The organism is Nitrospira calida (assembly GCF_976986435.1).
In genome coordinates this window covers 1,525,144-1,551,155 of record NZ_OZ335950.1, presented here as the reverse complement: position 1 = coordinate 1,551,155, position 26,012 = coordinate 1,525,144, and the positions used below count along the sequence as shown (strand labels likewise).

Annotated in this window: 28 protein-coding genes and 1 pseudogene; 8 read left to right on the top strand and 21 right to left on the bottom strand. The window is 61.8% G+C overall.

Translation table 11 applies throughout. The annotated features are described in order from the left end of the window. Positions 1-19: 19 nt before the first annotated feature. Positions 20-1,216 (bottom strand): class I SAM-dependent rRNA methyltransferase, encoded by a 1,197-nt coding sequence (locus ACWHTU_RS07700; RefSeq protein WP_447862917.1) that lies wholly within the window; start codon positions 1,214-1,216, stop codon positions 20-22. A gap of 102 nt (positions 1,217-1,318) precedes the next feature. On the opposite strand from ACWHTU_RS07700, the gene ACWHTU_RS07695 reads away from it, so the two are divergent. Continuing rightward, a complete protein-coding gene (locus ACWHTU_RS07695; protein WP_447862915.1) occupies positions 1,319-2,266 on the top strand; it encodes a cation diffusion facilitator family transporter in 948 nt (315 codons plus the stop codon). Positions 2,267-2,343: 77 nt separating this feature from the next. After that, positions 2,344-3,309 (top strand): CobW family GTP-binding protein, encoded by a 966-nt coding sequence (locus tag ACWHTU_RS07690; protein ID WP_447862913.1) that lies wholly within the window; start codon positions 2,344-2,346, stop codon positions 3,307-3,309. A 13-nt stretch (positions 3,310-3,322) separates the two neighbouring features. Here the strand turns inward: ACWHTU_RS07690 and ACWHTU_RS07685 are convergent, their stop codons facing one another. The 5 genes from ACWHTU_RS07685 to ACWHTU_RS07665 form a co-directional block, all read right to left on the bottom strand. Then, a complete protein-coding gene (locus ACWHTU_RS07685) occupies positions 3,323-3,898 on the bottom strand; it encodes a phosphatase PAP2 family protein (RefSeq protein ID WP_447862912.1) in 576 nt (191 codons plus the stop codon). A gap of 77 nt (positions 3,899-3,975) precedes the next feature. Beyond that, on the bottom strand, positions 3,976-4,377 hold the full coding sequence (locus tag ACWHTU_RS07680) for a hypothetical protein (RefSeq protein ID WP_447862910.1): 402 nt from the start codon (positions 4,375-4,377) through the stop codon (positions 3,976-3,978). Between the two features lie 109 nt (positions 4,378-4,486). Then, on the bottom strand, positions 4,487-6,922 hold the full coding sequence (locus tag ACWHTU_RS07675) for a TonB-dependent receptor (protein ID WP_447862909.1): 2,436 nt from the start codon (positions 6,920-6,922) through the stop codon (positions 4,487-4,489). A gap of 94 nt (positions 6,923-7,016) precedes the next feature. Next, complete coding sequence (locus tag ACWHTU_RS07670) at positions 7,017-7,349, bottom strand: hypothetical protein (protein WP_447862908.1); 333 nt, start codon at positions 7,347-7,349, stop codon at positions 7,017-7,019. Positions 7,350-7,432: 83 nt separating this feature from the next. Next, positions 7,433-7,849 (bottom strand): Fur family transcriptional regulator, encoded by a 417-nt coding sequence (locus tag ACWHTU_RS07665; RefSeq protein WP_447862907.1) that lies wholly within the window; start codon positions 7,847-7,849, stop codon positions 7,433-7,435. A 114-nt stretch (positions 7,850-7,963) separates the two neighbouring features. On the opposite strand from ACWHTU_RS07665, the gene ACWHTU_RS07660 reads away from it, so the two are divergent. Beyond that, positions 7,964-8,755 (top strand): TatD family hydrolase, encoded by a 792-nt coding sequence (locus ACWHTU_RS07660; RefSeq protein WP_447862906.1) that lies wholly within the window; start codon positions 7,964-7,966, stop codon positions 8,753-8,755. Here ACWHTU_RS07660 and ACWHTU_RS07655 read toward each other — a convergent pair. Beyond that, positions 8,742-9,275: an NYN domain-containing protein gene (locus ACWHTU_RS07655; protein ID WP_447862904.1), complete on the bottom strand. Its 534-nt coding sequence runs from the start codon at positions 9,273-9,275 to the stop codon at positions 8,742-8,744. The genes ACWHTU_RS07660 and ACWHTU_RS07655 overlap by 14 nt on opposite strands. Before the next feature lie 158 nt (positions 9,276-9,433). Between ACWHTU_RS07655 and ACWHTU_RS07650 the strand changes: the two genes are divergently transcribed. The 3 genes from ACWHTU_RS07650 (at position 9,434) to ACWHTU_RS07640 (ending at position 12,318) form a co-directional block, all read left to right on the top strand. Next, entirely contained in the window at positions 9,434-10,711 is a 1,278-nt protein-coding gene (locus ACWHTU_RS07650) for an N-acetylmuramoyl-L-alanine amidase (protein ID WP_447862902.1), read from the top strand. A 38-nt stretch (positions 10,712-10,749) separates the two neighbouring features. Beyond that, positions 10,750-11,595 carry a tRNA pseudouridine(38-40) synthase TruA gene (gene truA / locus ACWHTU_RS07645; protein ID WP_447862901.1) on the top strand — a complete coding sequence of 282 codons (846 nt, stop codon included), beginning with the start codon at positions 10,750-10,752 and terminating at the stop codon, positions 11,593-11,595. Positions 11,596-12,063: 468 nt separating this feature from the next. Beyond that, positions 12,064-12,318: a hypothetical protein gene (locus ACWHTU_RS07640; protein WP_447862900.1), complete on the top strand. Its 255-nt coding sequence runs from the start codon at positions 12,064-12,066 to the stop codon at positions 12,316-12,318. A gap of 128 nt (positions 12,319-12,446) precedes the next feature. Here ACWHTU_RS07640 and ACWHTU_RS07635 read toward each other — a convergent pair whose 3' ends face one another. After that, complete coding sequence (locus tag ACWHTU_RS07635; RefSeq protein WP_447862899.1) at positions 12,447-12,686, bottom strand: hypothetical protein; 240 nt, start codon at positions 12,684-12,686, stop codon at positions 12,447-12,449. A 41-nt stretch (positions 12,687-12,727) separates the two neighbouring features. Between ACWHTU_RS07635 and ACWHTU_RS07630 the strand changes: the two are divergent. After that, positions 12,728-12,787: pseudogene (locus ACWHTU_RS07630) on the top strand (hypothetical protein); the annotation flags it as partial. Positions 12,788-12,812: 25 nt separating this feature from the next. Beyond that, entirely contained in the window at positions 12,813-13,049 is a 237-nt protein-coding gene (locus tag ACWHTU_RS07625; RefSeq protein WP_447862898.1) for a tetratricopeptide repeat protein, read from the top strand. Positions 13,050-13,135: 86 nt separating this feature from the next. Here ACWHTU_RS07625 and cysE read toward each other — a convergent pair whose 3' ends face one another. From cysE to rfbD, 13 genes are all read right to left on the bottom strand, one after another. Then, positions 13,136-13,780, bottom strand: coding sequence for a serine O-acetyltransferase (cysE, locus tag ACWHTU_RS07620; protein ID WP_447862896.1), 645 nt, complete (start codon positions 13,778-13,780; stop codon positions 13,136-13,138). A 67-nt stretch (positions 13,781-13,847) separates the two neighbouring features. Further along, a complete protein-coding gene (gene ispF, locus ACWHTU_RS07615) occupies positions 13,848-14,321 on the bottom strand; it encodes a 2-C-methyl-D-erythritol 2,4-cyclodiphosphate synthase (RefSeq protein WP_447863330.1) in 474 nt (157 codons plus the stop codon). A 102-nt stretch (positions 14,322-14,423) separates the two neighbouring features. After that, on the bottom strand, positions 14,424-15,125 hold the full coding sequence (gene ispD / locus ACWHTU_RS07610) for a 2-C-methyl-D-erythritol 4-phosphate cytidylyltransferase (RefSeq protein WP_447862894.1): 702 nt from the start codon (positions 15,123-15,125) through the stop codon (positions 14,424-14,426). Further along, positions 15,118-16,140 (bottom strand): PIN domain-containing protein, encoded by a 1,023-nt coding sequence (locus tag ACWHTU_RS07605; protein WP_447862893.1) that lies wholly within the window; start codon positions 16,138-16,140, stop codon positions 15,118-15,120. Before ACWHTU_RS07605 ends, ispD begins: the two co-directional genes overlap by 8 nt. A 67-nt stretch (positions 16,141-16,207) precedes the next feature. Then, entirely contained in the window at positions 16,208-17,587 is a 1,380-nt protein-coding gene (locus ACWHTU_RS07600) for a Do family serine endopeptidase (protein ID WP_447862891.1), read from the bottom strand. A gap of 7 nt (positions 17,588-17,594) precedes the next feature. After that, the gene (locus tag ACWHTU_RS07595; RefSeq protein WP_447863329.1) at positions 17,595-18,518 is read right to left on the bottom strand and encodes a class I fructose-bisphosphate aldolase; all 924 of its coding nucleotides are present in this window, start codon (positions 18,516-18,518) and stop codon (positions 17,595-17,597) included. 109 nt (positions 18,519-18,627) lie between these two features. After that, entirely contained in the window at positions 18,628-19,638 is a 1,011-nt protein-coding gene (gene fbp, locus ACWHTU_RS07590; RefSeq protein WP_447862890.1) for a class 1 fructose-bisphosphatase, read from the bottom strand. A gap of 110 nt (positions 19,639-19,748) precedes the next feature. Next, complete coding sequence (locus ACWHTU_RS07585) at positions 19,749-20,477, bottom strand: DUF3108 domain-containing protein (protein WP_447862889.1); 729 nt, start codon at positions 20,475-20,477, stop codon at positions 19,749-19,751. 114 nt (positions 20,478-20,591) lie between these two features. Further along, positions 20,592-21,983 (bottom strand): phosphomannomutase/phosphoglucomutase, encoded by a 1,392-nt coding sequence (locus ACWHTU_RS07580; RefSeq protein ID WP_447862888.1) that lies wholly within the window; start codon positions 21,981-21,983, stop codon positions 20,592-20,594. Between the two features lie 58 nt (positions 21,984-22,041). After that, positions 22,042-23,508: a mannose-1-phosphate guanylyltransferase/mannose-6-phosphate isomerase gene (locus ACWHTU_RS07575; protein ID WP_447862887.1), complete on the bottom strand. Its 1,467-nt coding sequence runs from the start codon at positions 23,506-23,508 to the stop codon at positions 22,042-22,044. Position 23,509: 1 nt separating this feature from the next. Beyond that, a complete protein-coding gene (locus ACWHTU_RS07570; protein WP_447862885.1) occupies positions 23,510-24,076 on the bottom strand; it encodes a KdsC family phosphatase in 567 nt (188 codons plus the stop codon). Positions 24,077-24,101: 25 nt separating this feature from the next. After that, positions 24,102-25,091 (bottom strand): GDP-mannose 4,6-dehydratase, encoded by a 990-nt coding sequence (locus tag ACWHTU_RS07565; RefSeq protein WP_447862884.1) that lies wholly within the window; start codon positions 25,089-25,091, stop codon positions 24,102-24,104. 25 nt (positions 25,092-25,116) lie between these two features. After that, the gene (rfbD, locus tag ACWHTU_RS07560; protein WP_447862883.1) at positions 25,117-25,971 is read right to left on the bottom strand and encodes a dTDP-4-dehydrorhamnose reductase; all 855 of its coding nucleotides are present in this window, start codon (positions 25,969-25,971) and stop codon (positions 25,117-25,119) included. Between the last annotated feature and the right edge of the window lie 41 nt (positions 25,972-26,012).

Below are 26,012 nucleotides of genomic sequence, written 5' to 3'. Positions count from 1 at the left end.
AGCGCCCTCGATGGACGTTTCACAGAACCTGCAGGATCAGACACTTCAGGTAGCGGGTCTCGGGCATCGCGGCGAGCACGGGATGATCCCGACTCTGCGACCGGCTTTCGATCAGGCGCACCCTCCGTTTCGCATCACGCGCGGCGGCGAGCACGGTCCTCCAGAAGTCCTGTTCGCCGACGTAATGGGAACAAGAGCAAGACACAAGGAAGCCACAGGCGCGTATTAAGCGCAACGCCTGCCGGTTGAGTTCCTTGTAGCCAGCCAGCGCAGGGGCCACCGCCTGTTTGCTGCGGGCGAAAGCCGGCGGATCCACAATAACCAAGTCATATTGGCGTCCGGCCCGTTCCAGCTTCGGCAATTCCTCGAACGCATCGGCTTCCCGATACGCGCAGACCTGCTCGACTTTGTTCAGTGCGGCATGTTCACAGGCCAGGGCTAGCGCGTCGCGGCTCGCATCCAGCCCCAGCACCGAGCGGGCGCCATGGAGCGCCGCCTGGATGCCGAAAGCGCCCGTGTGGCAGAACACGTCCAAGACATCCAGATCTTGTGCCAACGAGGCGACGGCCAGCCGATTCTCGCGTTGGTCGCAAAACCAGCCGGTCTTCTGTCCTCGCTCCACATCCACGACGAAGCGGGCATTCCCTTCGTAAATCTCGACCCTGGTCGGGCCTTGCCCGCGCAGAAGCCGCCGCTCGAGCGGCAAGCCCTCCAACGCCCGGCTCTTCGCGTCGTTGCGAAGGTACACGGCTTGCGCGCCGGTCCGGCTGCTCAACAGTTCGGCAAGGAGGTCCTGGCGCCGATCCATGCCGAACGCCAATGTCTGCATCACAAGACACTCGCCGTAGCGATCCACGATTAAACCGGGAAGCAGATCCGACTCACCGTGAACAATCCGATAGGCGTTGGTGCCGGATACGACCCGCTCGCGCAATCGGACGGCCCCGTCCAGGCGGGTCGCCCAGAATCCTTCGTCGATGGGCTCTTCCTCCGAGGTAAGGATGCGGACCCGAATTTTGGAATGCGGATTGAAGAAGCCGCGGCCGTAGAACCGACCCGCGTGAGTGTACAGATCGACAAGATCACCGGCGGCGGGCTCGCCTTTCACCTCCTGCACATGTCCCGCATACACCCAGAGATACCCCGGGTCGACCCATTGCTCCCGATCACGCGACAGCACCACCCGGGCGGTCGGCTTCTCCGGCAGCGAAGACATGGCGTACTTATCGGTCTCTCGCCGCCTCCGCGTCAAGCCGAATCGATCCGCTACATTCACGCGCAACTTGCGCGCGCCAAGAGGCCGTGCGAAACTAGCCCCATGACCGAGGCTCATCCTTCGTATCGCCAACTGCGATCCCGCCTGCGCATGGCGCTCGCGGTCAATGCCTGTATCATCCTGGCGGAGTTCGTCGGTGGTCTCCTGCTGGACAGCGTCGGTTTGATGAGCGACGCCGGGCACAACCTCATCGACCAGGGTTCGCTCTTCCTGGCGCTCTACGCGCACATGCTCACGTCGCGGCCGGCCAGCGAGACGCGCACGTTCGGTTACCACCGCGCCGGCATCGTCGCGGCGTTTTTGAACGCCTTCATCCTGCTGCTCACCGCTCTGGGGATTACGCTAGTCGGCGTGAAACGGATTCTCGCCCCCGTGCCGGTGGCCGGAGGATGGGTCATGCTGATCGCCGCGCTGAGTTTCGCCGCCAACCTGGCCATTGCCTTGCTCCTCCAACATGGGGCACGCGATGACTTGAACATCCGCAGCGCGTTCTGGCATATGCTGGCAGATGCCTGGGTCTCGCTCGGCGTGGTGATCAGCGGCGGGATGATCCTGCTCACGGGCTGGTCGATTCTCGATCCGCTCGTCAGCCTGGCCGTCGTCGGCGCCATTGTGAAAGGCGCTTGGCCGCTCTTCCGGGAATCCCTGGAAGTGCTGCTGGAATCCACCCCGCCAGGTATCAGTCCGTCCCAGATCGCCGCGACCATCGAGTCGATCCCGGGAGTCAAGAACGTGCATGACCTGCACATCTGGGCGGTGGAACCGCGGCTGGTCATGTTGACGTGCCACGTCCAAGTCGACGGCGACGACACCGTGCTGACCAACGGCCTGTTGCGAGCGATCCGCGCGCGCGTGGCCTCGGACTTTGGTATCCGTCATGTCACTGTCCAAATGGAGACCCAGTGCTGCCACTCGGACACGGTCCATTGCGATTTAAATCAGCTCGCCGCTCGGCACCGCTCCGTTGAAACTCTCGACCTCCGCCGTTGATCTTTTCTCCGATCTGACACTCCGAGTAGAATGCCGGCTCTGATTCGGCGCGTCCGGCTGGCTTCACGGCATCACCTATGGCGACACAACACTCGGCTCCGTTTTATCTGCTCTGCGGCTCATTGGGAGCCGGCAAGACGACCCTGCTTATGCGGCTTCTCGAACACTGGCGTAACCACGGGCGGCGGGTTGGCGTGCTGATGAATGAAGCCGGCGCGGTCAGCATCGACGGCCCCCGCGCTGCGACGCTGGCGCAACAGGTGCTGAATCTCGCCGGCGGCTGCGTGTGCTGCGATACCAGGGAGGACTTGGCTTGGGGCATCGCCCGATTGGTCATGGACTATCGGTCTGACCTGATCGTGCTGGAATGTTCGGGGATAGCAGACCCGGCTGAGGTGATCGATTCCATCACGGACGTCTCTGTATCGCGGCTCATCCGGCTAGAGCGAGCGATCGCCTTGCTGCATCCGGCCGCGATATCGGACGGCGCCATGTTGGACGTCACCGCCCGTCATGCCGTCCGGTATGCTGACGACGTAATTCTGAACAAACGCGATCTCTACGTGCCCGGCCTATGGGAAAAGTTCAAAGGCGCCGCGGTCAAGGAAAATCCACACGCCAGGATTTGGGAGGCCACGCATGCCCGCATAGACCTGCACGCGCTGCTTGAGGCCGATCCACCCGCTCATGCCGCGCCGAGTGTCCCCGTCGCCTTCGGACGCGCACAAAGCGTGTCGACCGCGCCGACCTCCCACGTTCGCGATCATCCAATGGTGATGACGATCCGCCTGTCCGGCCCGTTGAATCGCCCGCGTTTCCTTCAGTGGATAGGCGCGCTGCCGAACGGAATCGAACGGGCCAAGGGATTCTTCCGTTTTGCAGGCGAGTCCGAGCTGCAGGAGTTCCAGTTCTTTCCGCCGCGCGTCTACACCATTTCACCTGTCATGTTGCTCGGCGAACCGGACCATGTCGTCGTTCTGATCGGCCGGGATTACGACCGGGAACGCTGCTGGAATGAACTTTTAGCCTGCGTCGAACAGTGAGCGAGCGAGCCGATCATCCGCGGGGCTGGTGACACGGGGAGGGGGCAGGCTTAGCCGCCGGACGAGGAAATCGCGGCCACCGCAGCAGGACCCACGCGGCGCAGGCTCCGCACGACCCGCCGATCAGCCAGCCTCCCGCCACGTCCGTCGCATAGTGGGCGCCGACGTACACGCGCGCGAGCCCGACCGCGAACACCACCGGCCAACTGATCCAGCCGGATCGCGGATAGAGGACCTGCAGAAAAGCCGCGGCGGCCGCCGTGTTAACGGCATGGTTGGAGGGAAATCCGAACGTCCCGCCGCAGCCGACCAGTTCGCGGACATCCGGAAGGGCTTCGCAGGGACGCAGCCGCTGAGTGAGATGTTTAAGCTGCGCGCCGATGGCATCCACCAATCCGATGGCCCCCGCCAACACGGGAGCGGCTACGAGCGCTTCCCGCCAGCTCAGCCAAAGCCAGTACACCCCCAACAGGACTCCCGGCACCCAAAGCAGTCCCGGCTTGGCCAACTCCATCATTACCCAGTCGACACTGGGCGACCGGCCGGCCAGGCCATTGATGGCGAGGGAAAGTTGTTCGTCCCAGTTCATTGTTCGGCAGAAGAAGATGGTCTATTAGGCTTGTCCGGCTGGTCAGAGCTGCCCGTTATCCGCTCTCAGCTCTTCATCTATCGCGTGCGAAAATGGATGCGAACCGTCAGCTCTCCGTCAACCGGCTCGTCCCCTTTCATCTGCGGCTCAAACGTCCATTGGTTGAGGGCGGCGATCCCGGCGATCGTCAACTCCCGATGTTTAGCCGGTTCCAACACGACGACCGTCACCTTGGCGTCCTTGGAGACCAGCATGCGGGCCTTCATCCAGTCGTCCAGCTCTTTCCCTTCCAGCGACGGTGGAATGGCAGGCCAGGGGGTGGATTTGGGCACCGGACCCAGTTGTTGATCCTTGTTGAGCGGAAGTCCGTGCACATGGACTTCCGGCAGTACCACGAGGTCTTCATCGTGATCGGATCGATGCGTCGCGCGGTCCCCTTCGACCGCCAGACTCTTTCCCGCCAGAAGAACGATCGGCATAACGAGTCCAGCTACCGCGGCAAAAGACCCGGCAAGCACGAAACGGCGCTTGGTTGTTCCGACTCGAGGTTTTGACGCTTCACGGTTCACGCTTCGTGCCTCATGGTTGTTAAAAGAACCACTGCCCTCTGAAGAAAAACGAGCGCGGCATGCCGGCGTGCGCAACGCCGAGACCGATGCTCCCCTCGCCCTGGTTGATGAAATATTTCTGGTCCAGCAGATTGATCACATCGAATCCGATGAGGAACTTCTGCCGATCCCAGGGCAACGGAATGACATGATTGATGGACAGATTGTATACCGTGTAGGAAGGGCTGTGAGTCGAATTGGTCTTCGCCCCCTCATTCTCTGCAGTCCGAAGCCCCGATCCGTAGAGCATCTGGCCGCTGATCGTCGTCCGCTCCAGAATCTTATAACTCACCACGGCCGAACTTGTCAGCAATTGCATGTGATCGCAAAACACGCCGCCCGGCGAGTTGATATCGTCGATTTCTTTCTGCTCCAGCAAAAAGTGGCCGGACTGGAGGCCGTAGCCCTTGCATTGCCCCCAGGCCACGTTCCCGCGCGCGGTCAGGTTGTCTGTCACCTGCAGCTTCAAGGCGCCATCGATCCCCCGCTGCCACCCCCGTTCGAACGCAAAGAAATTCAGGAGCGGCGTGGTGCCGAACTGGCCGGCATCCGATTGGTACCGGTTGAGCTTGTAATAGCCCGTCAGTTCCAGCGTGGCCCACGACGTGAGCGCGTGATAGCTCCCCACTTCGAAATAGTGGGACCGCTCAGCCCTGACCGTGTTGTTGGTCAGATTCTCGGGTTCCGCCGTCGTGCCGACGGCGTTGAGCTTGGCGAACGAGATCGCCTCCAAATTCGGCGGGGTGAACAACCTGCCGTAGAAGGCATGAAAGACGTTGGCATTGTCGTACTTGTACGTCACGCCGACGCGCGGGCTGATCTGTCCCTCGCTCATTTGGTATTGGATCGCATCGCCGCGGACGCCCAGGTTGAACGTCCAGTGCTCGTTCGGCGTCCACTGATCCTGCAGCCAGAACTCCTGGCGCCAGCCGATCAGCCGGTTGTCGGCATCGAGCCCAAGCACGTCGCCGACCGGCTCGCCGGTCCCCGGATCCCGTTGAAAAGCGAACAGGCGGGTCTTGTTGATCGCTTGGGTGCGGTCGATCTGAAATCCCGTTTTGATGAGATGTTCTTTGCTGTGCACGTAGGTGTAGTCCAGCCGCACACCGCCTGAATAGGCCATCCGATCTTGATCGGCCGCCGAGAACGGCTCATCCGGATCCGCGACATGCGCCAGCACATTGAATGGATCCGTTCTAAAAATAGCGCGGGTCTGGCGAAAATATCCGGCCAGGCTGAAGAAATTGCTGGCGTTGAGATCGTGCCGCCAGACCATGTGCGCGTACTGGTTGTGTTCTTTCTGATTTTCATCGATGGCCTGCGAGGCGACCGGATTGAACGCCGGGTTTTGCGCTTGCAGCAGCGTCAGGACGTCCGGGTTAACCGCCAGTCCGGGCGTGGTGGGGATCTGATACTTGGCCACCGAATTCAGAAAGAGCCAGGTGAAATTGTTGTGATTGTCATGTTGATAGTCGCCGCGGAGGTACGTCTGGTTGCGCTCACTCTGCCCGTGAAAGACCGAATGTCCCAGCGTGGGCGGCTCGATCCCGCGATTGGTGGAGGTATAGCTGTTCAACACGTAGTAGCGGAACTTCTCGCCCACCGTGCCGCCGTATTCGAACGAGGGGTTAAGCGTTTCGTTCGATCCGCCGAACATCTGAAACGAACCGAAGCCGGGTCTGGTCCCGCTCTTGCTGGTGATATCGATGACCGCCGCAGTTCTCCACCCGTACTGAGCCTCCATCCCGCCCAGGATGATATCGGCCCGTTCCCAGGCGCGAGGCGTGATCACGTCCGTGAAGGTAGACGACACCGTGTCCGGAATCGGCACCCCGTCGATGCGGAACTGCAGGTTGGCGTGGTCCTGCCGAATGTGCAACTGTTTTAGCGCGCCGTAGGTCGCACTCGGAATGGTCAGCAACACATCGTGCAACTCGCTGTTGTTTCCCCGCGGCAACGCTTCGATGTCTTTCCGGCTCACCGAGTAGGTCTCGCTCGACGCCTTGTACTGAATAGGGGGCAGCGGCGACACCACTTCCAGCGCGATTTCCTGCGTGAGAGCCAGGGTCAACCGAATCGGCGGCGGCGGTTCCGTTCCAATTTTCACGATCACATACTCGCTCCGATACGTCTCCTGCACAGCGCTGACTGAATAGGTGCCTTCCTGCGGCACCGTCACCGCAAACTCCCCTGCGTCATCGGTGACGGCAGTCGCGACCGGATTTCCTTCCTGATCCTTGACTTGCACGACGGCCTGGGGAATGCGCCGCAAGTCTTGATTTTGGACGAATCCCCGGACGATCTTCCGCCCACCCTCTTCCGCTGCAGAGGCCGAGCTCATCCCCCATCCGGACACGGTGTACAAACCCAATAACACGAATGACATCGCGCGGGCGAACCAAGAGACAAGGCTCATCGCTTTCCCTCCACCGGCAAAAATTGAATGAGGACGAGGACGCAAAACCGCGCATCGCGCGGTTGCGCCCGATTCGACTCACCGAAAGGGACTGCTAGCGGAGCGGAGGCGCGCGCGAGGGACCGTCAGGAAAGAGATCAATGGACAGAAAAACAGTTTCGGCCGGAAATTCTCGTAGCCCGCCGGTTTCAACGACAGGGAGCTTTGGAGGACTGACGTCAAGCGACCCGGCCGTTTGGTGCTGCACCCACTGGCAGAGGTCCGTCTCGGAGTGTTCATGTCCGTCCGCATCGGCGGCGGCCAGCTCGTGGTGAACGTCCAATGCGACGGCGAACGGCGCTAAGACCAGAAGCACCAGGCTCACGGTCAAAGCCGTTATCGAACACGCGGTGCGACGGACGGCAAGCCGTTCCAGAAAGGTCTTCATCAGCGGACGATCTTCCAGCCAAGGCCCGTGTTCAAGCCAAGAGCGTGGTGAACAACCAGCGCCAGGATCAGACCCGACACGTCTCAGTGGCATTCCGGACACCATCCGAAAAATTCCAGAGCGTGGCTGTCGACGGTGAATCTGGTCCGCCGCTCGACCAGTTCGGTCAGCTTGTTCAGCGGGCAGAGCATCAGATCAGCGATGCGGCCGCACCCCCGGCATTGGATGTGATGATGGTGCCGCCGGCCATGCCGCACCTCGTACCGCGTCTGCCCTTCATGGAACCCCACCGGCTCGATCAATCCGAGTTCCTGGAGCATGGCCAGATTCCGATACACGGTGACGAGATCCGCCGCGCAATGCGCCTTCTTCAGGCGTTCGTGCACCTCCGCCGCGGTGATCGGCAAGGGGCTCTCCCGAAGAATCTTCAGGATCGCCATCCTGGGCTTGGTGAGCTTCTTGCCGCCCGCTTTCAGACACTCAAGCATCGGATCGCGCATAGCAGATCGCGCCAGAGAATAGTTGCAAGCGATTTGCATTTACCACGCAGTGCCGGCGTTGTCAACGCCGTTTTTTTATCCGGCTTGACGCATCTCGCCACGGCAGCGGAGCCCGTGCTAAGATCTGCCGCCGTGCTGATCGACACCCACACGCATCTGGACGACGCCCGATACGACACCGACCGCGAGGCGGTGCTCACCCGGGCGCGGGAGGCCGGCGTCAACGCCCTCGTCACGATCGGATGCGACCTGGCCACTAGCCGCGCGGCGGTCGTGTTGGCGGAGCGGTACCCGTTCGTGTACGCCGCGATCGGCGTTCATCCGCACGAGGTCAAGCACATTGGGGACGGATGGTATGACGAACTGAGGCGGCTCGCCCAGCATCCCAAGATCGTGGCCTACGGGGAAATCGGTTTGGATTACCACTACAACCATTCGGCGCCCAAAGAGCAGCGCCATCGGTTCCGCGAACAGATCGGGCTGGCTCGCGAGTTGAAACTTCCCCTGGTGATCCATACACGAGAGGCGCAGGCGGATACGATCGCCATTCTGAGAGAGGAGCGCGCCTCGGAGGTCGGCGGGGTGTTTCACTGCTTCTCGGGAGACGCGTGGCTGGCGAAGGACGCGCTGGATCTCGGCTTCTATCTGTCCTTTTCGGGAATCATCACGTTTCAGAATGCGACCATGTTACGCGACATCGCGAAGACCGTGCCGCCGGATCGCTTGCTGATCGAAACCGATTGCCCCTATCTCACGCCGGTCCCTTACCGCGGCAAACGCAACGAGCCGGCCTATGTCGCCTTGGTCGCGAAAACGCTGGCGGAGGTGAGAACCCCTTCTGAGACCGCGGAGGACATCGGCCGGATCACGGCGGAGAACGCCCGCCGGTTGTTCAGAATTTCCTGAGCTGCCGGTTTCGCCGGCGAAGCGCTTTGGGAAGCTTCCGCGGGTTGCCCTTCTTGTCCGGGTTGCGCCTGGGCGAGTCCTCTTCCTCGACCACTCGTCCTTTGAACGCCGTGGCGGCGGGGGATACGACCGGTGCGGACAGCCTGGCAGCAAACTCGGCGGCGCTGATGACGAACGCCCCATGCGCCCGTGCGAAGTCCGACACCTCGCGATCCGACGACACCACGGCGCAGTCCCGGCCGTATTCCCGCGCAAGACGCTGGATGACTTGATCGGCCCGCTCGCCGCGCCGCGAATAGATCACTTCGACGCCCGAGCGATGTTCGTGGCGTTCCGCACCCGGGCCCTCCCGCCACCCGTCAAAGACCACGGTGATCGCATGCCCTTTGCGTTGCCGATAGCCGGCCAGGTCGCGCAGCAACTGTTCGCGCGCGAACTCCCCTGAAGACCAGCCGGAAAACGGACCGGTCAACCGGACGCCGAGCACGTTGTATCCGTCGATGATCAGATGCGTTGCCATACGCGATCGGCACCCTAGCCGACTCGGGAAAGCCTGTCAACCCGGGGAATGCCGCGCGAAAGGCTTTGGATTTCACCAGATTCCGCTTGACAACATCAGGCGCATCTGAGAAAAGTTTTTCGACTGCTCCAACGCGCGAACTGTCGGAGGAACCCTTCGTGACCAAGCGGCGTCGGTCCGTTGCGTGTGTGCTCCTCGCCCTGTTCTTCGCGGCCGGCGCGCCGCTTTCTCCGACTCCGTCCGCGGCGCCGCTCCGCGTTTCCGCGCCTCCGCAACTTCACGCCGACACTCTGGTCGCTCATCCAATCGCTAAGTCCGGAAAGAAGTCCGGTCCCTCAGCGCTGACGCCGGCGGTGATCCGGGATTTGCGGATCGCCACGTATCCGGACTGGACCAGGCTCGTGCTGGATCTCGAGCGCAGCGTGCAGTTCACCGAAAACCGGCTGAACAATCCAGGCCGGGTTATCATCGAGCTGAAGAACGCCAAACTAGGAAAAGCCGCCAAAGGAAAGCTCTCAGTCGGAACGCTCCACGAAGCCATCACGATCACCCAGCGAACTCCCAGGACCGTCGCCGTCTCGCTGAAGACGAAACGCATCAGCGGCTATAAAATCCTGCCGCTCTCGAACCCCGACCGGCTGGTGGTCGACATCGTGCCCCATCTCGGCCCCGAGAATGCGTTCAAAGCCGGAGACCAGCCGGCCGCCAACGGCCATGACCCTCAGCCGCGGGCGCAGCCGGGTCCCCATCACACAGTCAAAACGATTGTCATTGACCCAGGCCACGGCGGCAAGGACCCGGGCGCGCGCGGCGCGCGCGGGACCGAAGAGAAGGATATTACTCTGAAGGTCGGGCTGCTCCTCCGCGATCTCCTCCGCAAGGAACCCAGTACTCGGGTGCTGATGACGCGGGATCGCGACGTGTTCATCGAGCTGGAGGACCGGGCCAAGTTCGCCAACAGCAACAACGCCGATCTGTTCGTCTCGATCCACGTCAATTCGCACCCGCAGAAGGGGATCAAGGGCATTGAGATCTATCACTTCGGCGAGGCCAAGGATCAACGCGCGCTTGAAGTGGCGGCGCGGGAAAACGGCACGCCGCTGAACAGCACGGGTGTCGGCTGGGAATACCTCGTCGCCGACCTCCTCACGACGAAGAAGATCGAGGACTCGTTGGAGTTGGCCTGGACAACCAAGCAGGCGATGGTCGCGCGTCTGAATGGCCATTACGACACAGTCGATCACGGGGTCAAAACAGCCCCGTTCTATGTCCTGCGCTTCACCACCATGCCCAGTATCTTGGCCGAGATCGCATACATTTCCAATCCGGCCGAAGAGCAGCTCTTGAAGAGCGCGTCGTTTTTGACGCGTGTCGCCGAAGCCCTGTTCGATGGCGTCAAAACGTTCGTCAGTCCGAACCGGCTCTCTGTGAAGTAACAAGCCGCCTCTCGTCGGTGTCCCGACTGCCTCTTGCCATGCCCACCTTGAAAGTCACCTTGGAATATGACGGCACCCGCTATGCGGGCTGGCAACGTCAGCCCAACCGGCCGACGATCCAGGAAGCCGTGGAAGCGGCACTCACCCAGATCGCCCAGACCACGGTCTCGGTCGTTGGGGCCAGCCGTACCGACGCCGGCGTCCACGCGCTCGGCCAAGTCGCCAGCTTCCGGACCGACCGCATCATGCCTCCCGAAGAATGGACTAGGGCGTTGAACGGGCTCCTTCCCGACGACATCAGCGTGCGGAGCGTCGAAGAGGTGGACGACGGGTTCCACGCGCGCTACTCTGCCCGCGGGAAACTTTACGAATACCGCATCCTCAACCGGCCCGAGCGATCGGCCTTGCAGCACCAACGGGCCTGGCATGTGCACAAGCCGCTCGACATGCCAGCGATGAAAACCGCGGCCGACTTGCTGATCGGCAAGCATGACTTTTCGTCGTTCGAGGGCGCCCTGAGCGACAACGAAAATCCCTGGTGCGACCTCACGCGGCTGGACCTCAGCCGCGAAGCGGACCTTCTCCGCATCCAAGCCTATGCGGACCGTTTTCTCAAACAGATGGTGCGGGCGATCGTGGGAACGCTAGTGGAGGTGGGGTTGAAGAAACGCGCACCGGAGACGCTGAAGGAGATTTTGGAGAGGCGGGATCGCTCGGCGGCGGGCAAAACAGCTCCTCCCTACGGGCTTTACCTCGTCAGGGTGGATTACGAGCGGGAGGGCGCGCCTCCCGTCTGCAGAGACCGACTGGACGGTCAGCGCTCGATTCCTGACCGGAAAGACATCGACCGTGTAAGCCCGGGGAGCCGTCTGTCATGCCGCTAACGGCGTCGCCGGCACAGGCTCGGATGTTCGGCTTGCCCGCGCTCCGGGTCGCAGGAGGCCTGCGGCATTCGGTGGATGCGCGGACGCGCATGTATCCTCTTGCGACCAAGGCTGAACATCGCGCGCGAACGGCCGATCGTTGTGCGCTGGCGACCTGTCAATGTTCCGTCTCAGTCCGCAGTTGATGCATTTCCATTCATAGAAACTCACCTGCGCGTCGAGGTACCGTTCCTCCACCATCAACCCGGCGCACTTGGGACACTTCATCCTGTCACCACCTCCCGGTCTTGCCGCACATGAATCGTGGGCTTTGAACGGCCACGACCCGTACCATTGAATAAGCCGAGTTTTCGCCTGGTCAAGCCGGAAGCACGCCGGCCTCTCGGCTGGAAGCCTCACGCCAAGTTGAATTTGCCCGGAGGATGATTATCAAAACGGCATCACAATAAAATCCTTTCAGGAGGACACATGGTCAGCGGAAACGCCGACATCGACAGGCAGGACGTAAATCGGCAGAATGCAGTGACCGGTTTGCTGAAAGCCGAACTGTTTAAGGCCGTAATGGCGGCCTGTGCCGAACGGCTCAGCCAAGACATTGGCGTCAACGCGTCTGACGTCAGCCAGGCGCTAAAAGAGCTGGCGGTTCAGTATGAAACGGCCCGTCCCGTGGCCCACGAATTGGATCCTTGCGTGATGTTTCTGCATCGCTGGACGGAAGCTTGAATCGGCGCGTTTTCTGAGTCTTCGCTCGCTTCTCGTCCCGGGTTCACGTATCCTGTCAACACGCGTGGTTGGCGGATTCACCCTGCCGGCGTACAGGACGTATCGATACAAGGATAAATCGGGTGAAGTTATTCCTGGTTGGCGGTCCCGCCTCCCCGCAGGTTTGTGTGTGGGCGCTTCTTCTCATCCTCGCTGTCCCCGCCCTCGCCCAACAGCCGGACGACATTCTCAAACTCAGCAAACGGATGGTGGACCTCCAGCGGGCCGGAAAGCACGCTGAAGCGCTTCCTCTGGCGTAACACGCGGTCGTACTGTCTGAGAAAGCCCTGGGTCCTGAAAACCTGGCGGTCGCCGTCTATCTGGACCATTTGGGCGCGCTTTATCATCGCTGGGTCAGATGGACTAGGCCGAGACGATCTTGCAACAAGCGCTCGCGATCCGGGAAGCGGCGTTGGGCTCCGACCATCCGGCTGTCGCCGCCACCCTAAAATTACTTGGGCGCGCTTTACGTCGCGTCGGGAGAGACGGCGAAGGCCGAACAGCTTCTCCGGCGGGCGCTCTCGATTCGCGAGAGGGTGTTAGGACCGGCTCATCCTGCCGTGGCCACGACGCTCGAACACTACGCCGCGTTGCTGCGCAGCAGCGGTCGCCATGAAGAGGCCGCGCGGGCAGAAGCCTGCGCCCGGCGCATTCGCGAAGAAGATCAGGTTCGGCAGGCTCCCCACCCATAAGGCCGCCGCGCCGCCGGAGAGAACCCGCGGCAGGGAGCGGAACGAGGTGAAGCGAGTGTGGGATGTCAAGAGGGGGGCAGAACCATCTAACTCGGACTCGGCGGGTTCTCGAGCTTCTTCCGCAACTCGATCAGTTCTTGCTCCAGGGCCGCGAAACGATCCGCAATGGGGTCAGGAATGTTGGTGTGATCCATGGTGGCGTCGGGCACCCGTTCGCCTTCCGTCTTGATGATGCGGGCGGGCACTCCGATGACCGTGGAGTTGGGGGGGACGGATTTCAGCACCACCGAGTTGGCGCCGATCTTGACGTTGTCTCCGATTTTGATCCCGCCGAGAATTTTCGCGCCGGCTCCCACGACTACATGGTTGCCCAGCGTCGGGTGGCGCTTTCCGCGCTCCTTTCCCGTACCTCCCAGCGTGACCCCTTGAAAGAGCGTCACGTAGTCGCCGATTTCGGCGGTTTCGCCGATGACCACGCCCATGCCGTGATCGATGAAGAACCCGGTCCCGATTTTGGCGGCGGGATGGATCTCGATCCCCGTCAGCCAGCGCGCGAACTGAGAAATGGCTCGTGGGACAAACGGCACCCCTTTGCCGTGCAGCCAGTGCGCGAACCGATAGGCAAGAACAGCATGAAAGCCTGCGTAGGTCAGGACCACCTCCAGTGTACTGGTGGCGGCCGGATCGCGGTCAAAGACGGCTTGGAGATCTTGTCGGATGGTCTTGAACACCAGCAACACTCTTCACCATCCACTCTCAGCGCACGCTAAGAGTCCGACGGCTTGTTTACTCATTTATTCAGTGTTCCACAATCAGGCACACGGCTTGGGTCGCAATGGCCTTCTCCCGGCCGACGGCATCCAGCCCCTCCCCGCTTTTGACCTTGACATTGACCAGGTCCGGATCGACTCGAAGCACCTCCGCCATTCGTTTCTGCATCGCCGTCAGATACGGGCTCAACCGGGGAGCCTGCGCAATGATAACCGTGTCCAAATTCACCAGCCGATACCCTTTTCTCTCCAGCTTGCCGACCACGTCTTCCAAGAGTCGCAGGCTAGAGATGTCTTTGTAACGAGAATCGGAGCTCGGGTAATGACGGCCCAAATCTCCCTCTCCCATGGCCCCCAGCAGCGCATCACAGACCGCGTGAACGAGCGCATCGGCGTCAGAATGCCCCTGCAGCCCCTTGGGGTGCGGGATTTCAACACCGCCCAGGATGAGTTTTCGACCCGCCGCCAACGGGTGAATGTCGTATCCGATGCCGATCCGCATTTTTCCCTTCAGCAGCAACAACGGTCAATAGTCATCCGTCGATCGGAAACCCAACCGCCCGGCAATGTGTTCTTTCTCCATTGATTGATTAATGACGAATGACTAGCGCCTCGCCCGCGCAGCCAGTATCGCTTCGCCGATGATCATGTCTTCCGGTCTGGTGATTTTGATGTTCTCTCCGCTGCCTTCCGCCACCATGACGCGTCGGCCGAGCAATTCAACCAGGTGCGCGTCGTCCGTCGCCCAAACGCCTTCCAGTTGAGCCTTGCGGTGCGCCTCTTCCAGCCAATCCCTCCGAAACGCCTGCGGCGTTTGGGCCAGCCAGAGGTGACGCCGATCCACCGTCCGTTCGACGGCTCCGTCGGCTCCCACCTGTTTGACCGTGTCGCGCATCGGAATCGCAACGATCGCCGCGCCGTGCTTCGCCGCCAGTTCGATCACCTCCCACACCATCCGCTCGGTGAGGAACGGCCGGACCGCGTCATGCACCAGGACGATCTCCGTTTCCCCGTCGACTTCCGCGAGCGCATGGCGCACCGAGTCCTGTCGATGCTCGCCACCGGCCACGATCTTGCTGACCTTCTTGAACCCGTGCGCAACGACGATCCGATCCAGACAGTATTCGCGTTCGGTCTCGGGAACCGCGAGAATGATCCCGTGGATCGCGGGCGACGCCTCAAGCACGCGGAGGCTGTGCACGAGCAGCGGCTGGCCTCCCAGCGTCAGAAATTGCTTCGGGACGGTCCCGCCCATCCGCAGACCCCGTCCCGCGGCAGGCACAAGGGCGACGGTACGTCTAACCACGCGCGACTTGAAACTCCTCCCGCTCGCTCTCTTCCTTGAGGCGCGTGAAGATCATGCGCCCCGCCGTCGTCTGCAGGACGCTGGTGACCACGACGTCCACATTCCGGCCGATACAACGTTTCGCGTTGTCCACGACGATCATGGTTCCGTCGTCCAGGTAGGCGACCCCTTGTCCGGCTTCCTTGCCTTCCTTAAGCACGAACACGCGGATGGTCTCGCCAGGGAGCACGACCGGACGCAGCGCATTGCACAACTCGTTGATGTTGAGCACGCGGACGCCCTGCAACTCGGCCACCTTGTTCAAGTTCAGGTCGTTGGTGATGATCTTCGCGCCGACCTTTTTCGCCAAGACGACGAGCTTGGCATCGACCTCCTTGACATGCGGGAAGTCATCCTCGATGATCCGCACGTCGATGTCGACCATTTTTTGAATCTTGTTGAGAATATCGAGCCCGCGCCGACCGCGCGCCCGTTTCAGCGAATCCGACGAATCGGCAATATGCTGCAACTCGTTCAAAATGAAGTGCGGCACCAGAAACGTGCCCTCCAGAAATCCGGTCTCGCACAGGTCGGCGACGCGCCCGTCGATGATCACGCTGGTGTCGAGAATCTTCGGATTCGCCGCCGCCCCGCCGAACTCCGCTGGCTTCGCCCCGCCGGGGAATTGCTCCCGGCCGAATCGTCCCCCCAGGACGAGGCCGAGATACGGGAAGCCCAGCAAAAAGACCAGTCCGCCGATGTGAAAGAGGAACGTTTCAACGTCGAAAATCACGCTGCCGACCCATTCCACCAACCCCGCCAGAAGCAATCCCACCGCCAGTCCGGCCGTTCCGCCTAAGATGATGCCGAACGATAATTTTCGAAGCGCGTACTCGCTGGCGATGATCAAGCCGCCGGTCGCCGCCCCGATTCCCAACCCCATCAGCAACAACTGGCCGTTGACCTCTTCTGCGCGCAGGAAAAGGGCCATGCCCGCCAGCGCGCTGAGAAGAACGAATATGGCTCGCGCCACCATACGCTTCACCTCCTCACGAAATACGATGTGTACATCCACCCCCCGGTCGCGGGTCGCGGCTGCAGGGTCAAGCCGGCGCGGCCGTGCCGGCGGTCCACATGTCCACGACGACCACCTCGTGCGGCCCGGCCTTGAGCCCGTACCGGGTTGCCGCCTCCTCCGTCGGTTCGTACACATCCCTCTCCGACTCCGACGAGAAGCCGACCGGGGCAACCGGTTGCGCCCGGTCATCGTGGTTCTCCGCCACGGACCGCGGCTGTTCGGCGATGGTCACCTCAACCGACTTCGGGGCGTTGTTCCGAACCAGTTTCATCCTCACCCGTTTGCCGATGGGAGTCTGTGCGACGGCGTTTCGCAGTTGCGCGGGGGTTTCCACCGCTTTGCCGTCATATTCGACGATCACATCACCGCGTTCAAAGCCCGCTTTCTTGGCCGGGCTGTCTTCCACCACATCGCTGACCAACACCCCTGCGGTTCGGTCCAGTCCGAATCGCGCCGCCAGCTCCGGCGTAAACTCTTGAATCGACACGCCCAGCCACCCCCGCACAACTCGTCCCCCATGAACCAACTGCTCCATGACCGAGTGCGCCAGGTTGCTCGGCACCGCAAAGCCGATCCCCATGTTGCCGCCGCTCCGGCTGAAGATGGCAGTGTTGATCCCGACCACCTCGCCCCGCACATTGACCAACGGCCCGCCGGAATTTCCCGGATTGATCGCCGCGTCGGTTTGGATGAAGTCCTCGTATTCGGTGATCCCCACGCTGGCTCGGCCCACCGCGCTGACGATTCCCATCGTCACGGTCTGATTCAGCCCAAACGGATTGCCGACCGCCAGCACGAGTTCCCCAACCTCCAGCCGGTCGGAATCGGCCCACCGGATGGTCTGCAACCCGTCGGCGTCGATCCTCAACACCGCCAGGTCCGTCTTGGAGTCGGTGCCGATCAGCTTGGCTTTGAATTCGCGCTTGTCGGACAGAAAGACTTTAATTTCCTCCGCCCGGCTCACCACGTGGTTGTTCGTGATGATGAGCCCGTCGGCTTGGACAATCACCCCCGACCCCAGGCTCCGCTCCTGATGGGCCGGCGGCGCCTCGAAGCGACGGAACCATTTGTCGCCGAAGAAGCGATGGAAAAACGGTTCGTCGGGGGGCGCGCCATGAGGTCCCTCGCTCCCGCGACCGCTCTTCGTCGCGAAAATATTGACGACGGTCGGTTTCACCGCTTTGGCGATCTGCACGAACCCTTGTTCGCCGCCCGCAACAGCGGTCGGCGGCGCCGGAACCGGCTTCGGCGGCCGGCGATCGGGCACCGCATACCCCGTCGGCTGCCATCTCATATCGGAGGCCAAAACCACGCCGACCAGCACTCCGCCGGCCGCCAACAGGCCACTCATCCACCGCGGGGAGCGATTCCGGTCTCCGCGCTCGGGCGCTTCCAGCGGATTCACGGGGCCCTCACGAAATCTCTCCCGCATAAATCCCCATGATCGTGTGCAGGAATTTGACCGCTTCGGCCCTGGGCCGCTGGAAGGAATTGCGGCCGATGATCGAACCGAATCCCCCGCCGTCCCGGATGGCCCGCACCTCTTCGAACACGGTTTTTTCATCGCTCTTCGCGCCGCCGGAGAAGATGACGATGCGGCGGCCGTCGAAGGCGGACTGGACGACATGCCGAACCCGTTCCGGCAGCGTCTTAATGGGCACCTGCTCGGCCTCATAGACCTTCTTGGCCGCGGCCTGTTCAAGGTGCGCCGTCGGTAGCTTGACCTTGATGATGTGAGCCCCCAACTGCGCCGCGATCTGCGCCGCGTAGGCGACCACGTCCACCGCGGTCTCGCCCTCTTTGCTCAACCCCGACCCGCGCGGGTAGGACCAAACCACAACGGCCAGCCCGCACCGTTTGGCCTCCTCCGCGATCTCCCGCAATTGCTGATACATCGTGGTGCAGTGAGCCGAGCCGGGATAGATGGTGAATCCCACGGCCGAGCACCCGAGCCGTAAGGCGTCGCGCACGCTCCCCGTCACAGACGGCAACGGATCCTTATCTTCATACAGCACGTCGTGATTGTTCAGTTTCAAGATCAGAGGAATCCGTCCGGCGAACTGCGCCGCCCCCGCCTCCAGGAACCCCAACGGCGCCGCGTAGGCATTGCATCCGGCTTCGATCGCCAATTCGAAATGATAGAGCGGATTGTAGCCCGGGGGATTGGGCGCGAAGCTCCGCGCCGGCCCGTGTTCGAATCCCTGATCCACGGGCAGGATCACCAACCGGCCGGTTCCGGCCAGTCGGCCGCTATTCAAGATCCTGAACAGATTCGCCTTCGTTCCCGGATTGTCGCTCGCATACCAACTCAGGATTTCCTGAATGCGCTCGTTCATCACACCCTCCTGAAAACGCGATTCGTGACCCATGATGCGCAGCCCATAAATCAGCGCAGGATTTTTCGTGAAACGCTCGGCCACCCGAGGCGGGACAGTGATCGGCGTGTCACCCTTCCCGTTTTCCTTGAATGAACTCTTCCGCTTCCGCCACATCCTCGCGGCTGCCGATGATCAACGGCACCCGCTGGTGCAGGCTCTTGGGCTCGATGTCCAAAACCCGCGTAGTGCCCGTGCTCGCACTCCCGCCCGCCTGCTCCACCACAAACGCGAGAGGATTGGCTTCGTACAGCAACCGAAGTTTGCCTTCGGGCTTGTCCACTTCGCCGGGATAGAGATAGATTCCGCCGCTGAGCAGCATCCGATGGACATCCGCCACGAGACACCCGGAATAACGGGAACTATACGGTCGACCGCTCGCTTTGTCCGGAACCTTGAGGTGATCGATATAGCGCTGGGTCCCAGCCGGCCACTTGTGGTAGTTGCCTTCGTTCACCGCATAAACTTTCCCCCGTGGCGGAATTCGGATCTGCTCATGCGAGAGAAGATACTCCCCGATACCCGGATCGAGGGTAAACCCGTGCACGCCTTGGCCGACCGTAAAGACCAACATCGTGCTCGACCCGTAGAGCACATAGCCGGCCGCCACCTGGTCGACGCCCTTGCAAAGCAGTTCGGTATCGGATGGCAAACCGTCCTTTTTCTCGGAGCGGAGCACGGAAAAGATGGCGCCGAGCGGCATGTTGACGTCCGTGTTGGACGAACCGTCCAGCGGATCAAACAACAGGATGTATTTGCCGTGCGGCCAATTCTCGGGCACCAGCAACGGCTTCTCTAACTCTTCGGAAGCCAGCGCGCACACGATCCTGCTGTATTTGAAGACCTTGACGAACGTGTCGTTGGCGATCTCGTCCAATTTCTTGACGACTTCCCCCTGGACATTGGTCGCCCCGGTGGAGCCCAGGATGTTGATCAATCCAGCCCGGCGCAGATCCTGGGCGATCATCTTGCCCACCAGCCCGATCTGCGAGAGAAGGACGGAAAATTCGCCAGTCGCGGCCGGATGAGCCGCCTGTTTCTCGATGATGAAGCGATTCAGGGTGATGGGAAACTGCGCCACGGTCGATCCTTTTTAAGGTCGGTAGTCGATGTCGCCGCCGGTCGGAAGCCGAAGGTGGAATCGACGGCCATTATATCGGTTTTGGGCAAGGCGGGCAATGAACGATCCGCTCAAGGGACGGACGCCGTCGAGAGACTGAAGCCTTCCACCAGCTTGGCAACGACGGAGCCAATGATCACGTTCGCCTTCATCATCACTGGGATCCGCCGCTCATCGGCGGTGAACCAGACTCGGATATTTCCTTGATTCAGGAAAATCCCCTGAAAAGGCATGATCGCGATCACGCGAGCGGTCTCAACCGCGCCCCAGGAACCCTCGACCTGCTCCAACGCTTCGACACGCACCTCCAACTTGTAGTTCTTCTTGTCATGGTGCACGTTCATCACCAGGGTAGCCCCCGGCGTCATAGGCAGCATGCTCCGCATGTAATACAAACAGGAGATAGCGTCCTGCACGTCGTTCGGGATCGCCAGCACATCGGTTCGGCCGTCTTTGACGGCAGTGACCGTCCCCGCCGCGTGGTGAAAGGCATACTCGAAATCGTTTTTCCGGCGGCCTTCCCGCCGTCGAAAGGTCATGCGCCGAGGTAACAGCGTGGCGGCATCGACCTGGGATTCGACACGATTATCCACCGGATAAAACCTGGTCACTAGGGGACCGGACCGCGCGGCGGCCACGAACCTGAATCCCGGCTGACCGTCGGAGGTCGTGGATCGATCCGCCTCCAGCACGGCCGTGCCGGCCAGGATGCTGAACCAGGAAATGTGATAGACAAACCGCTCTCCGTTCGCGAACGGAGGGAGAGCCGCGGAGGCGCCGGATGTCGACGGCCTGGACACCCCGGAAGCCACCGCGCGGGCGGGGACCGAGAAGGAGAGGATCAGGGAGAAGACAAGAACGGAAAGGACGAAACGATCGGAACAGGCAGGTCGCTTCACCTTCACGTCAGGGAGTCACAGGCGTTGCGCCGCATCCAGTTCGCGTTCGACCGTCGCTCGGATCGCCTGGAGCCGCTCGGGAGAGGCAGCTTCGAAGCGCAGCACCAAAGCCGGCTGCGTGTTCGATGCCCGAATCAGCCCCCAGCCGTCCTCGAAGATCGCGCGCACGCCGTCGATGGTCACCAGGTCCCGGAGCCGCAGCCCGGAAGGCTCCAGCGGCTGGCCAGTTTTCACATAGGCCGTAAGCCGCGCCTGGACCCGGTTCACCAGGTCGAACTTGATCGTGTCCGGACACTCCACGCGGATTTCCGGTGTCACGGCTGTCCGCGGCAGATCCGCCACCAGGCTCGAGAGGGGCTGCTTCGTCCTGGCCAGAATCTCGACCAGGCGGCAGGACGCGTAGATGGCGTCATCGTACCCGAAGTACCGATCCGCAAAGAACATATGGCCGGACATTTCGCCGGCCAGCGCCGCTCCCTCGGCCTTCATCTTGGCCTTAATCAAGGAATGGCCGGTCTTCCACATGATCGGCCGTCCCCCGCGCGCGGCGATGTCGTCGTAGAGACATTGGGAAGCCTTGACCTCGGAGATGATCGTGCACCCCGGCTTGGCCGCTAGAATGTCGCGCGCGTAGATCACCATGAGCCGGTCGCCCCACAGGATGTTCCCCTGTTCGTCGACCGCGCCGATGCGATCGCCGTCGCCGTCATATCCGATGCCGACATCCGCCCCTTGTGATTTTACGGTCGCTGTCAAATCGCGAAGGTTCTCGATCACGGTGGGGTCGGGATGGTGGTGCGGAAACCGGCCATCCAGCTCGCAGTAGAGCCCGGTCACGCGGCATCCAAGCTGTGCCAGTGCCTGTTCGGCGACCAGAGCGGCCGCCCCGTTGCCGCAGTCAATGACGACATGCAGGTGATCCGCGCGCACCCCAGCGAAGCTCTGTTTTAAATAGGCGAGGTAGTCGGGAATAATCGGATGGGTCGAGACCGTTCCGCTTCCGGAGACAAAGGCTCCTGCCTCCATGATCCGACGCAGCTCCTGAATCTCCTCGCCGTGCAAGGTCTCCCTGCCGAGACAGACCTTGAACCCGTTATAGTCGGCGGCGTTGTGGCTGCCCGTGATCATGATGCCGCCGTCGACCGGCAACCGGAACAGTGAGAAATACAATAAGGGCGTCGGACAGACACCCAGATCCACTACATGGACGCCCCCGGCTGTGAGCCCGCGCACCAAGCCATCGCGGAGACTTGGCGAACTGAGCCGCCCGTCGCGGCCGACGCTGACGGTTTTCACGCCCTTTGCCCCGGCCATGGTCGCATAGGCGCGCCCGATCCGTTCAGCCACCTCCTCGGTCAGGTCCTTCCCGACGATGCCGCGGATGTCGTATTCGCGAAAGAGCGCCATCGTTTCTCCGCACCAGGCGAACAGGTTACAGCAAGCAGCTAAAAGCTATGGCTACTCGCTATTCGGTTCTCCCATAGTCGTCCTGAAATCGCACGATGTCGTCCTCGCCCAGGTAGGGGCCATTCTGAACCTCGATGATGTGCAGCGTCTCCCGGCCGGGATTCTCCAATCGATGCTTGGTTTCAACCGGAATAGCGGTACTCTGGCCGACCGTGAGATCGAAGACGTCCTCCCCGCGCGTCACCCGCGCGGTGCCGCTGATGACCACCCAGTGCTCGCTGCGCCGATGGTGCAGTTGAAGGGACAGACGCCCCCCGGGGTTCACCGTCACCCGCTTGACCTTGTATCCCGGCCCCTCATCCAACACGGTGTAGGACCCCCATGGCCGGTACACCGTCAGGTGTTCCAGATGCTCCGGCGCCCCCTGCCGCTTGAGCAGTTCCACCACTTTCTTGACATCCTGCGACCGGGATTTGGGACAGACCAGCGTCGCGTCCGGCGTATCCACCACAACCATGTTGGAGAGGCCGATCGTCGCTACCAGGCGCCGATCGGCGTAGAGAATCGAGTTGCGACTTTCCAGATCCACCACCCGGCCGCTGACTACGTTTCCGGTCTTGTCCAGCGGCGCCACTTCCTCCAGGCTGCTCCAGTTCCCGACATCCGACCAGGCGAAGTCGACTGGAATGACCGCCGCGCGTGAAGAACGCTCCATGACACCGTGATCGATCGAGACCGACGCCACCTTGCGGTACGCGTCATCGACCTCACTCCTGGACGCGCCGCTGGTGATCAATGCCTCCACCCTGTTCATCGAGCGGGCGAGGGCTGGTTGGTGTCTGGCCAACTCATCGAGAATGGTCCGCGCCCGCCAAACGAACATGCCGCTGTTCCAATAGTAGTTCCCCGCCTTCAGATACTGGGCAGCCTTGACCGCGTTCGGCTTTTCGACAAACCGCGCCACCGGATGGCCGACTAGTTTTCCCGCCTTCGCTAGACGGACTGCCTGCTTCGGCTGAATATACCCGTACCCAGTCTCCGGCCTGATGGGCTTGATACCGAAGGTGACCAGATAATCCTTCATGGCCAGATCTATTCCGAGGGCCACGGCACGCTGGAACTGCCGTTCGCCCTTGATCACATGATCAGCCGGCAGCACCAGCATGACCGCGTCGGGATCGCGCCGAAGCAGTTCCTGCGCCGCGAGCGCGATCGCCGGCGCCGTGTTGCGGCCTTCCGGCTCGATGATGAAGTTGTCCCGGATCGCCTCCTTCCATTCCCGCAGTTGAATGCGAATGGACTCCGCTTGAGCCGGATTGGTGGAAATCAACACCCGGCCGGCGGACGTGAAGCCCAGGACCCGTCGCATCGTCTGCTGGATCAGCGTTTCCTCGCCGATGATGCGGAGGAGTTGTTTGGGATAAAGATGCCGGCTCAACGGCCAGAACCGCGTGCCGCTCCCGCCGGCAAGGATGACGGGGTAGAGATGTTCAAAGTGCGAAGCGCGAGGGTTGAGGGTGCTCACGTCATCTCCCCATCTTCGAGCGCCGAACCCCGAACGTCGAACCTTTGGCCGCCAAAATGAGGTCTGCCACCTCGCGCACCGCGCCTTCGCCGCCTCTTTTGTGGCAGACATAATCCACCGCCCGCCGCACTGGCGGAAGTGCATCGGCCGGCGCGGCGGAAAAGCCGACGGCCTCGAGCGCCGCCAAATCGTTCACGTCATCACCCATGTAAGCCACCTCTCGCAGCGTGAATCCGTGCCGCTCGGCCATTTCCTTGAGGACGGTCAGCTTGTCGAAGGCCCCTTGGTGCACTTCCGGGATCGCCAACTTCTCCGCGCGTCGCGCCACCAGCTTGGTGTGTTCCTGCGTGACCAGCGCGGTGAGTAGTCCCGCCTTTTGCAGCAACTTGATACCCATCCCGTCCCGCGTGTTGAATTTTTTCCACTCGTCCCCTGATTCGGAATAGTACATCCCGGCGTCAGTGAGCACGCCGTCCACGTCGGTGGCGAATAGACGGATCCGCTTCAGCGCTTGAAACAGCCGCGCCTGCGTCGCCCGCCGCCGACCCGTCGCCTTGGACTGAACCATAATCGCCTTTTCCCTCGCTTCCGGCTCACACCCGGGTTCGCGGCGCTCCGCTCAACCACTGCAGATCAGCCTCGACCATCTCTTCCACCAGGTCCTTGAAAGAGAGCTGGTACGACCATCCCAGAGCTCGCCTGGCCTTGGAGGCGTCGCCCAACAGCGTTTCCACATCGGCCGGACGCAGAAACTGGGGATCGACCGTGACATAATCGCGATAGTCCAGGCCGAGATGCGCAAAGGCGATCTCCGCGAACTCCCGGACGGTATGCTGTTCCCCGGTCGCAATCACGTAGTCGTCGGGTCGGTCCTGCTGCAGCATCATCCACATCGCCTTCACGTATTCCCGCGCATGCCCCCAATCACGCTTGGCCTCCAGGTTGCCGAGCCGCAATTCTTTGGCCAGCCCCAGCTTGATTCTGGCAGCATGCGACGTGATCTTCCGGGTGACAAACTCATACCCCCGCCGAGGCGACTCATGGTTGTAGAGGATGCCGGAGCACGCGAAGAGCCCGTAGGCCTCGCGGTAGTTTCTCGTCAGGTCGAACCCAGCCACCTTGGAAATGCCGTAGGCCGACCGCGGATGAAACGGCGTCGATTCGGTCTGGGGCGTCTGTTCCACCTTCCCGAACATTTCGCTGGAAGCCGCGAAATAGAAGCGGCACTGCGGCGCGCAGTCGCGCACCGCGGCCAACATATGGTGCGTGCCGTTGATGTTGGCATTCAACGTCGAAAACTCGTCCTCGAACGAATAGGCGACGAAGCTCTGCGCGGCCAAATGGTAACACTCGTCCGGTCGGACAGCCTGGAGCACGCGATAAATGCTCGGAAAGCTTTCCAGGGAAGCGGCGTGCAGATGGAGGCGTTCTTTGATTGGAAGAATGCGCCACAACCGGTGTTCCGGGTCTTCGATCGCCACTCGGCGGACAATCCCGTGCACCTCGTAGCCCTTCTCAAGCAGAAATTCGGCCAGGTACGACCCGTCCTGTCCAGTGATGCCGGTAATCAACGCGCGCTTCATGTTCACTCCTTATCTCTCCACCTCCTTATCCCTTTACCGCGCTGCACCCGATCCCTTCCTCACGTACGAACCGAGTCAGCGACTCCCTCCAGTGCGGCATGCGGATTCCGGCGTCGTGTAGTCGCCGGCACGACAACACCGAATACGCGGGACGCCGGGCGGGTCGACCGGCTTCGTCCGTCGAAATGGGCTCCACCCGCGCAGAGAGGCTTGTCGAGGAGACGATCGCGCAGGCGAATTCATACCAAGTGCAGTCTCCTGCCCCGGCCACGTGCAGAACGCCGCGCAAATCCTGAGGCAAAAGCCGGCACAGCGCGTCAGCCAAGTCCCCGGCATGCGTCGGGCATCCCCGCTGATCCGCCACAACCTTGAGCACGGGCTGCTCGGCCGCGAGTCGCAGAATGGTGCGCACAAAGTTCTTCCCAGTCGATCCGTAGAGCCAGGACGTCCTGACCACCAACGTATTCGGACAGTGCGCCATCGCTTCCCGTTCGCCTTCCAGCTTCGATCGACCATAGACATTGATCGGACGCGGTTCGTCCGTTTCTACGTATGGAACTCGTTTTTCCCCATCGAAGACATAGTCGGTCGAGAGATAGATGAGCTTCGCCCCGACCGCGGCCGCGGCCTGCGCCACCCGCCGCGTGCCGTCCGCATTGATACGCATGACCCGGTCCGGCTCGCGTTCGGCCTGATCCACGTTCGTATACGCCGCCGCATGGATGACCACGTCCGGCCCGGTTTCGACGATGGACCGTTCGACGTCGGGTTTCTCCAAATCGAACTGTGGCCAGGTTCCCAACAGAAGCGTCTCGCCGCGCAACATGCGGCGCAATTCGCTGCCAAGCTGTCCATCGGCGCCGGTGATGAAAATACGCATGGGGCGAGGTGTAGAGAGCGGGTTATGGGGGTAGTGGGGCC

Coding starts and splice junctions, on each gene's coding strand:
- ACWHTU_RS07700 (WP_447862917.1), bottom strand. CDS start 1,216: ATGTCTTCGCTGCCGGAGAAGCCGACCGCCCGGGTGGTGCTGTCGCGT.
- ACWHTU_RS07695 (WP_447862915.1), top strand. CDS start 1,319: ATGACCGAGGCTCATCCTTCGTATCGCCAACTGCGATCCCGCCTGCGC.
- ACWHTU_RS07690 (WP_447862913.1), top strand. CDS start 2,344: ATGGCGACACAACACTCGGCTCCGTTTTATCTGCTCTGCGGCTCATTG.
- ACWHTU_RS07685 (WP_447862912.1), bottom strand. CDS start 3,898: ATGAACTGGGACGAACAACTTTCCCTCGCCATCAATGGCCTGGCCGGC.
- ACWHTU_RS07680 (WP_447862910.1), bottom strand. CDS start 4,377: ATGCCGATCGTTCTTCTGGCGGGAAAGAGTCTGGCGGTCGAAGGGGAC.
- ACWHTU_RS07675 (WP_447862909.1), bottom strand. CDS start 6,922: ATGAGCCTTGTCTCTTGGTTCGCCCGCGCGATGTCATTCGTGTTATTG.
- ACWHTU_RS07670 (WP_447862908.1), bottom strand. CDS start 7,349: ATGAAGACCTTTCTGGAACGGCTTGCCGTCCGTCGCACCGCGTGTTCG.
- ACWHTU_RS07665 (WP_447862907.1), bottom strand. CDS start 7,849: ATGCGCGATCCGATGCTTGAGTGTCTGAAAGCGGGCGGCAAGAAGCTC.
- ACWHTU_RS07655 (WP_447862904.1), bottom strand. CDS start 9,275: ATGGCAACGCATCTGATCATCGACGGATACAACGTGCTCGGCGTCCGG.
- truA (WP_447862901.1), top strand. CDS start 10,750: ATGCCCACCTTGAAAGTCACCTTGGAATATGACGGCACCCGCTATGCG.
- ACWHTU_RS07640 (WP_447862900.1), top strand. CDS start 12,064: ATGGTCAGCGGAAACGCCGACATCGACAGGCAGGACGTAAATCGGCAG.
- ACWHTU_RS07635 (WP_447862899.1), bottom strand. CDS start 12,686: ATGGTCCAGATAGACGGCGACCGCCAGGTTTTCAGGACCCAGGGCTTT.
- ispF (WP_447863330.1), bottom strand. CDS start 14,321: ATGCGGATCGGCATCGGATACGACATTCACCCGTTGGCGGCGGGTCGA.
- ACWHTU_RS07605 (WP_447862893.1), bottom strand. CDS start 16,140: ATGGTGGCGCGAGCCATATTCGTTCTTCTCAGCGCGCTGGCGGGCATG.
- ACWHTU_RS07595 (WP_447863329.1), bottom strand. CDS start 18,518: ATGAACGAGCGCATTCAGGAAATCCTGAGTTGGTATGCGAGCGACAAT.
- ACWHTU_RS07580 (WP_447862888.1), bottom strand. CDS start 21,983: ATGGCGCTCTTTCGCGAATACGACATCCGCGGCATCGTCGGGAAGGAC.
- ACWHTU_RS07570 (WP_447862885.1), bottom strand. CDS start 24,076: ATGGTTCAGTCCAAGGCGACGGGTCGGCGGCGGGCGACGCAGGCGCGG.
- ACWHTU_RS07565 (WP_447862884.1), bottom strand. CDS start 25,091: ATGAAGCGCGCGTTGATTACCGGCATCACTGGACAGGACGGGTCGTAC.
- rfbD (WP_447862883.1), bottom strand. CDS start 25,971: ATGCGTATTTTCATCACCGGCGCCGATGGACAGCTTGGCAGCGAATTG.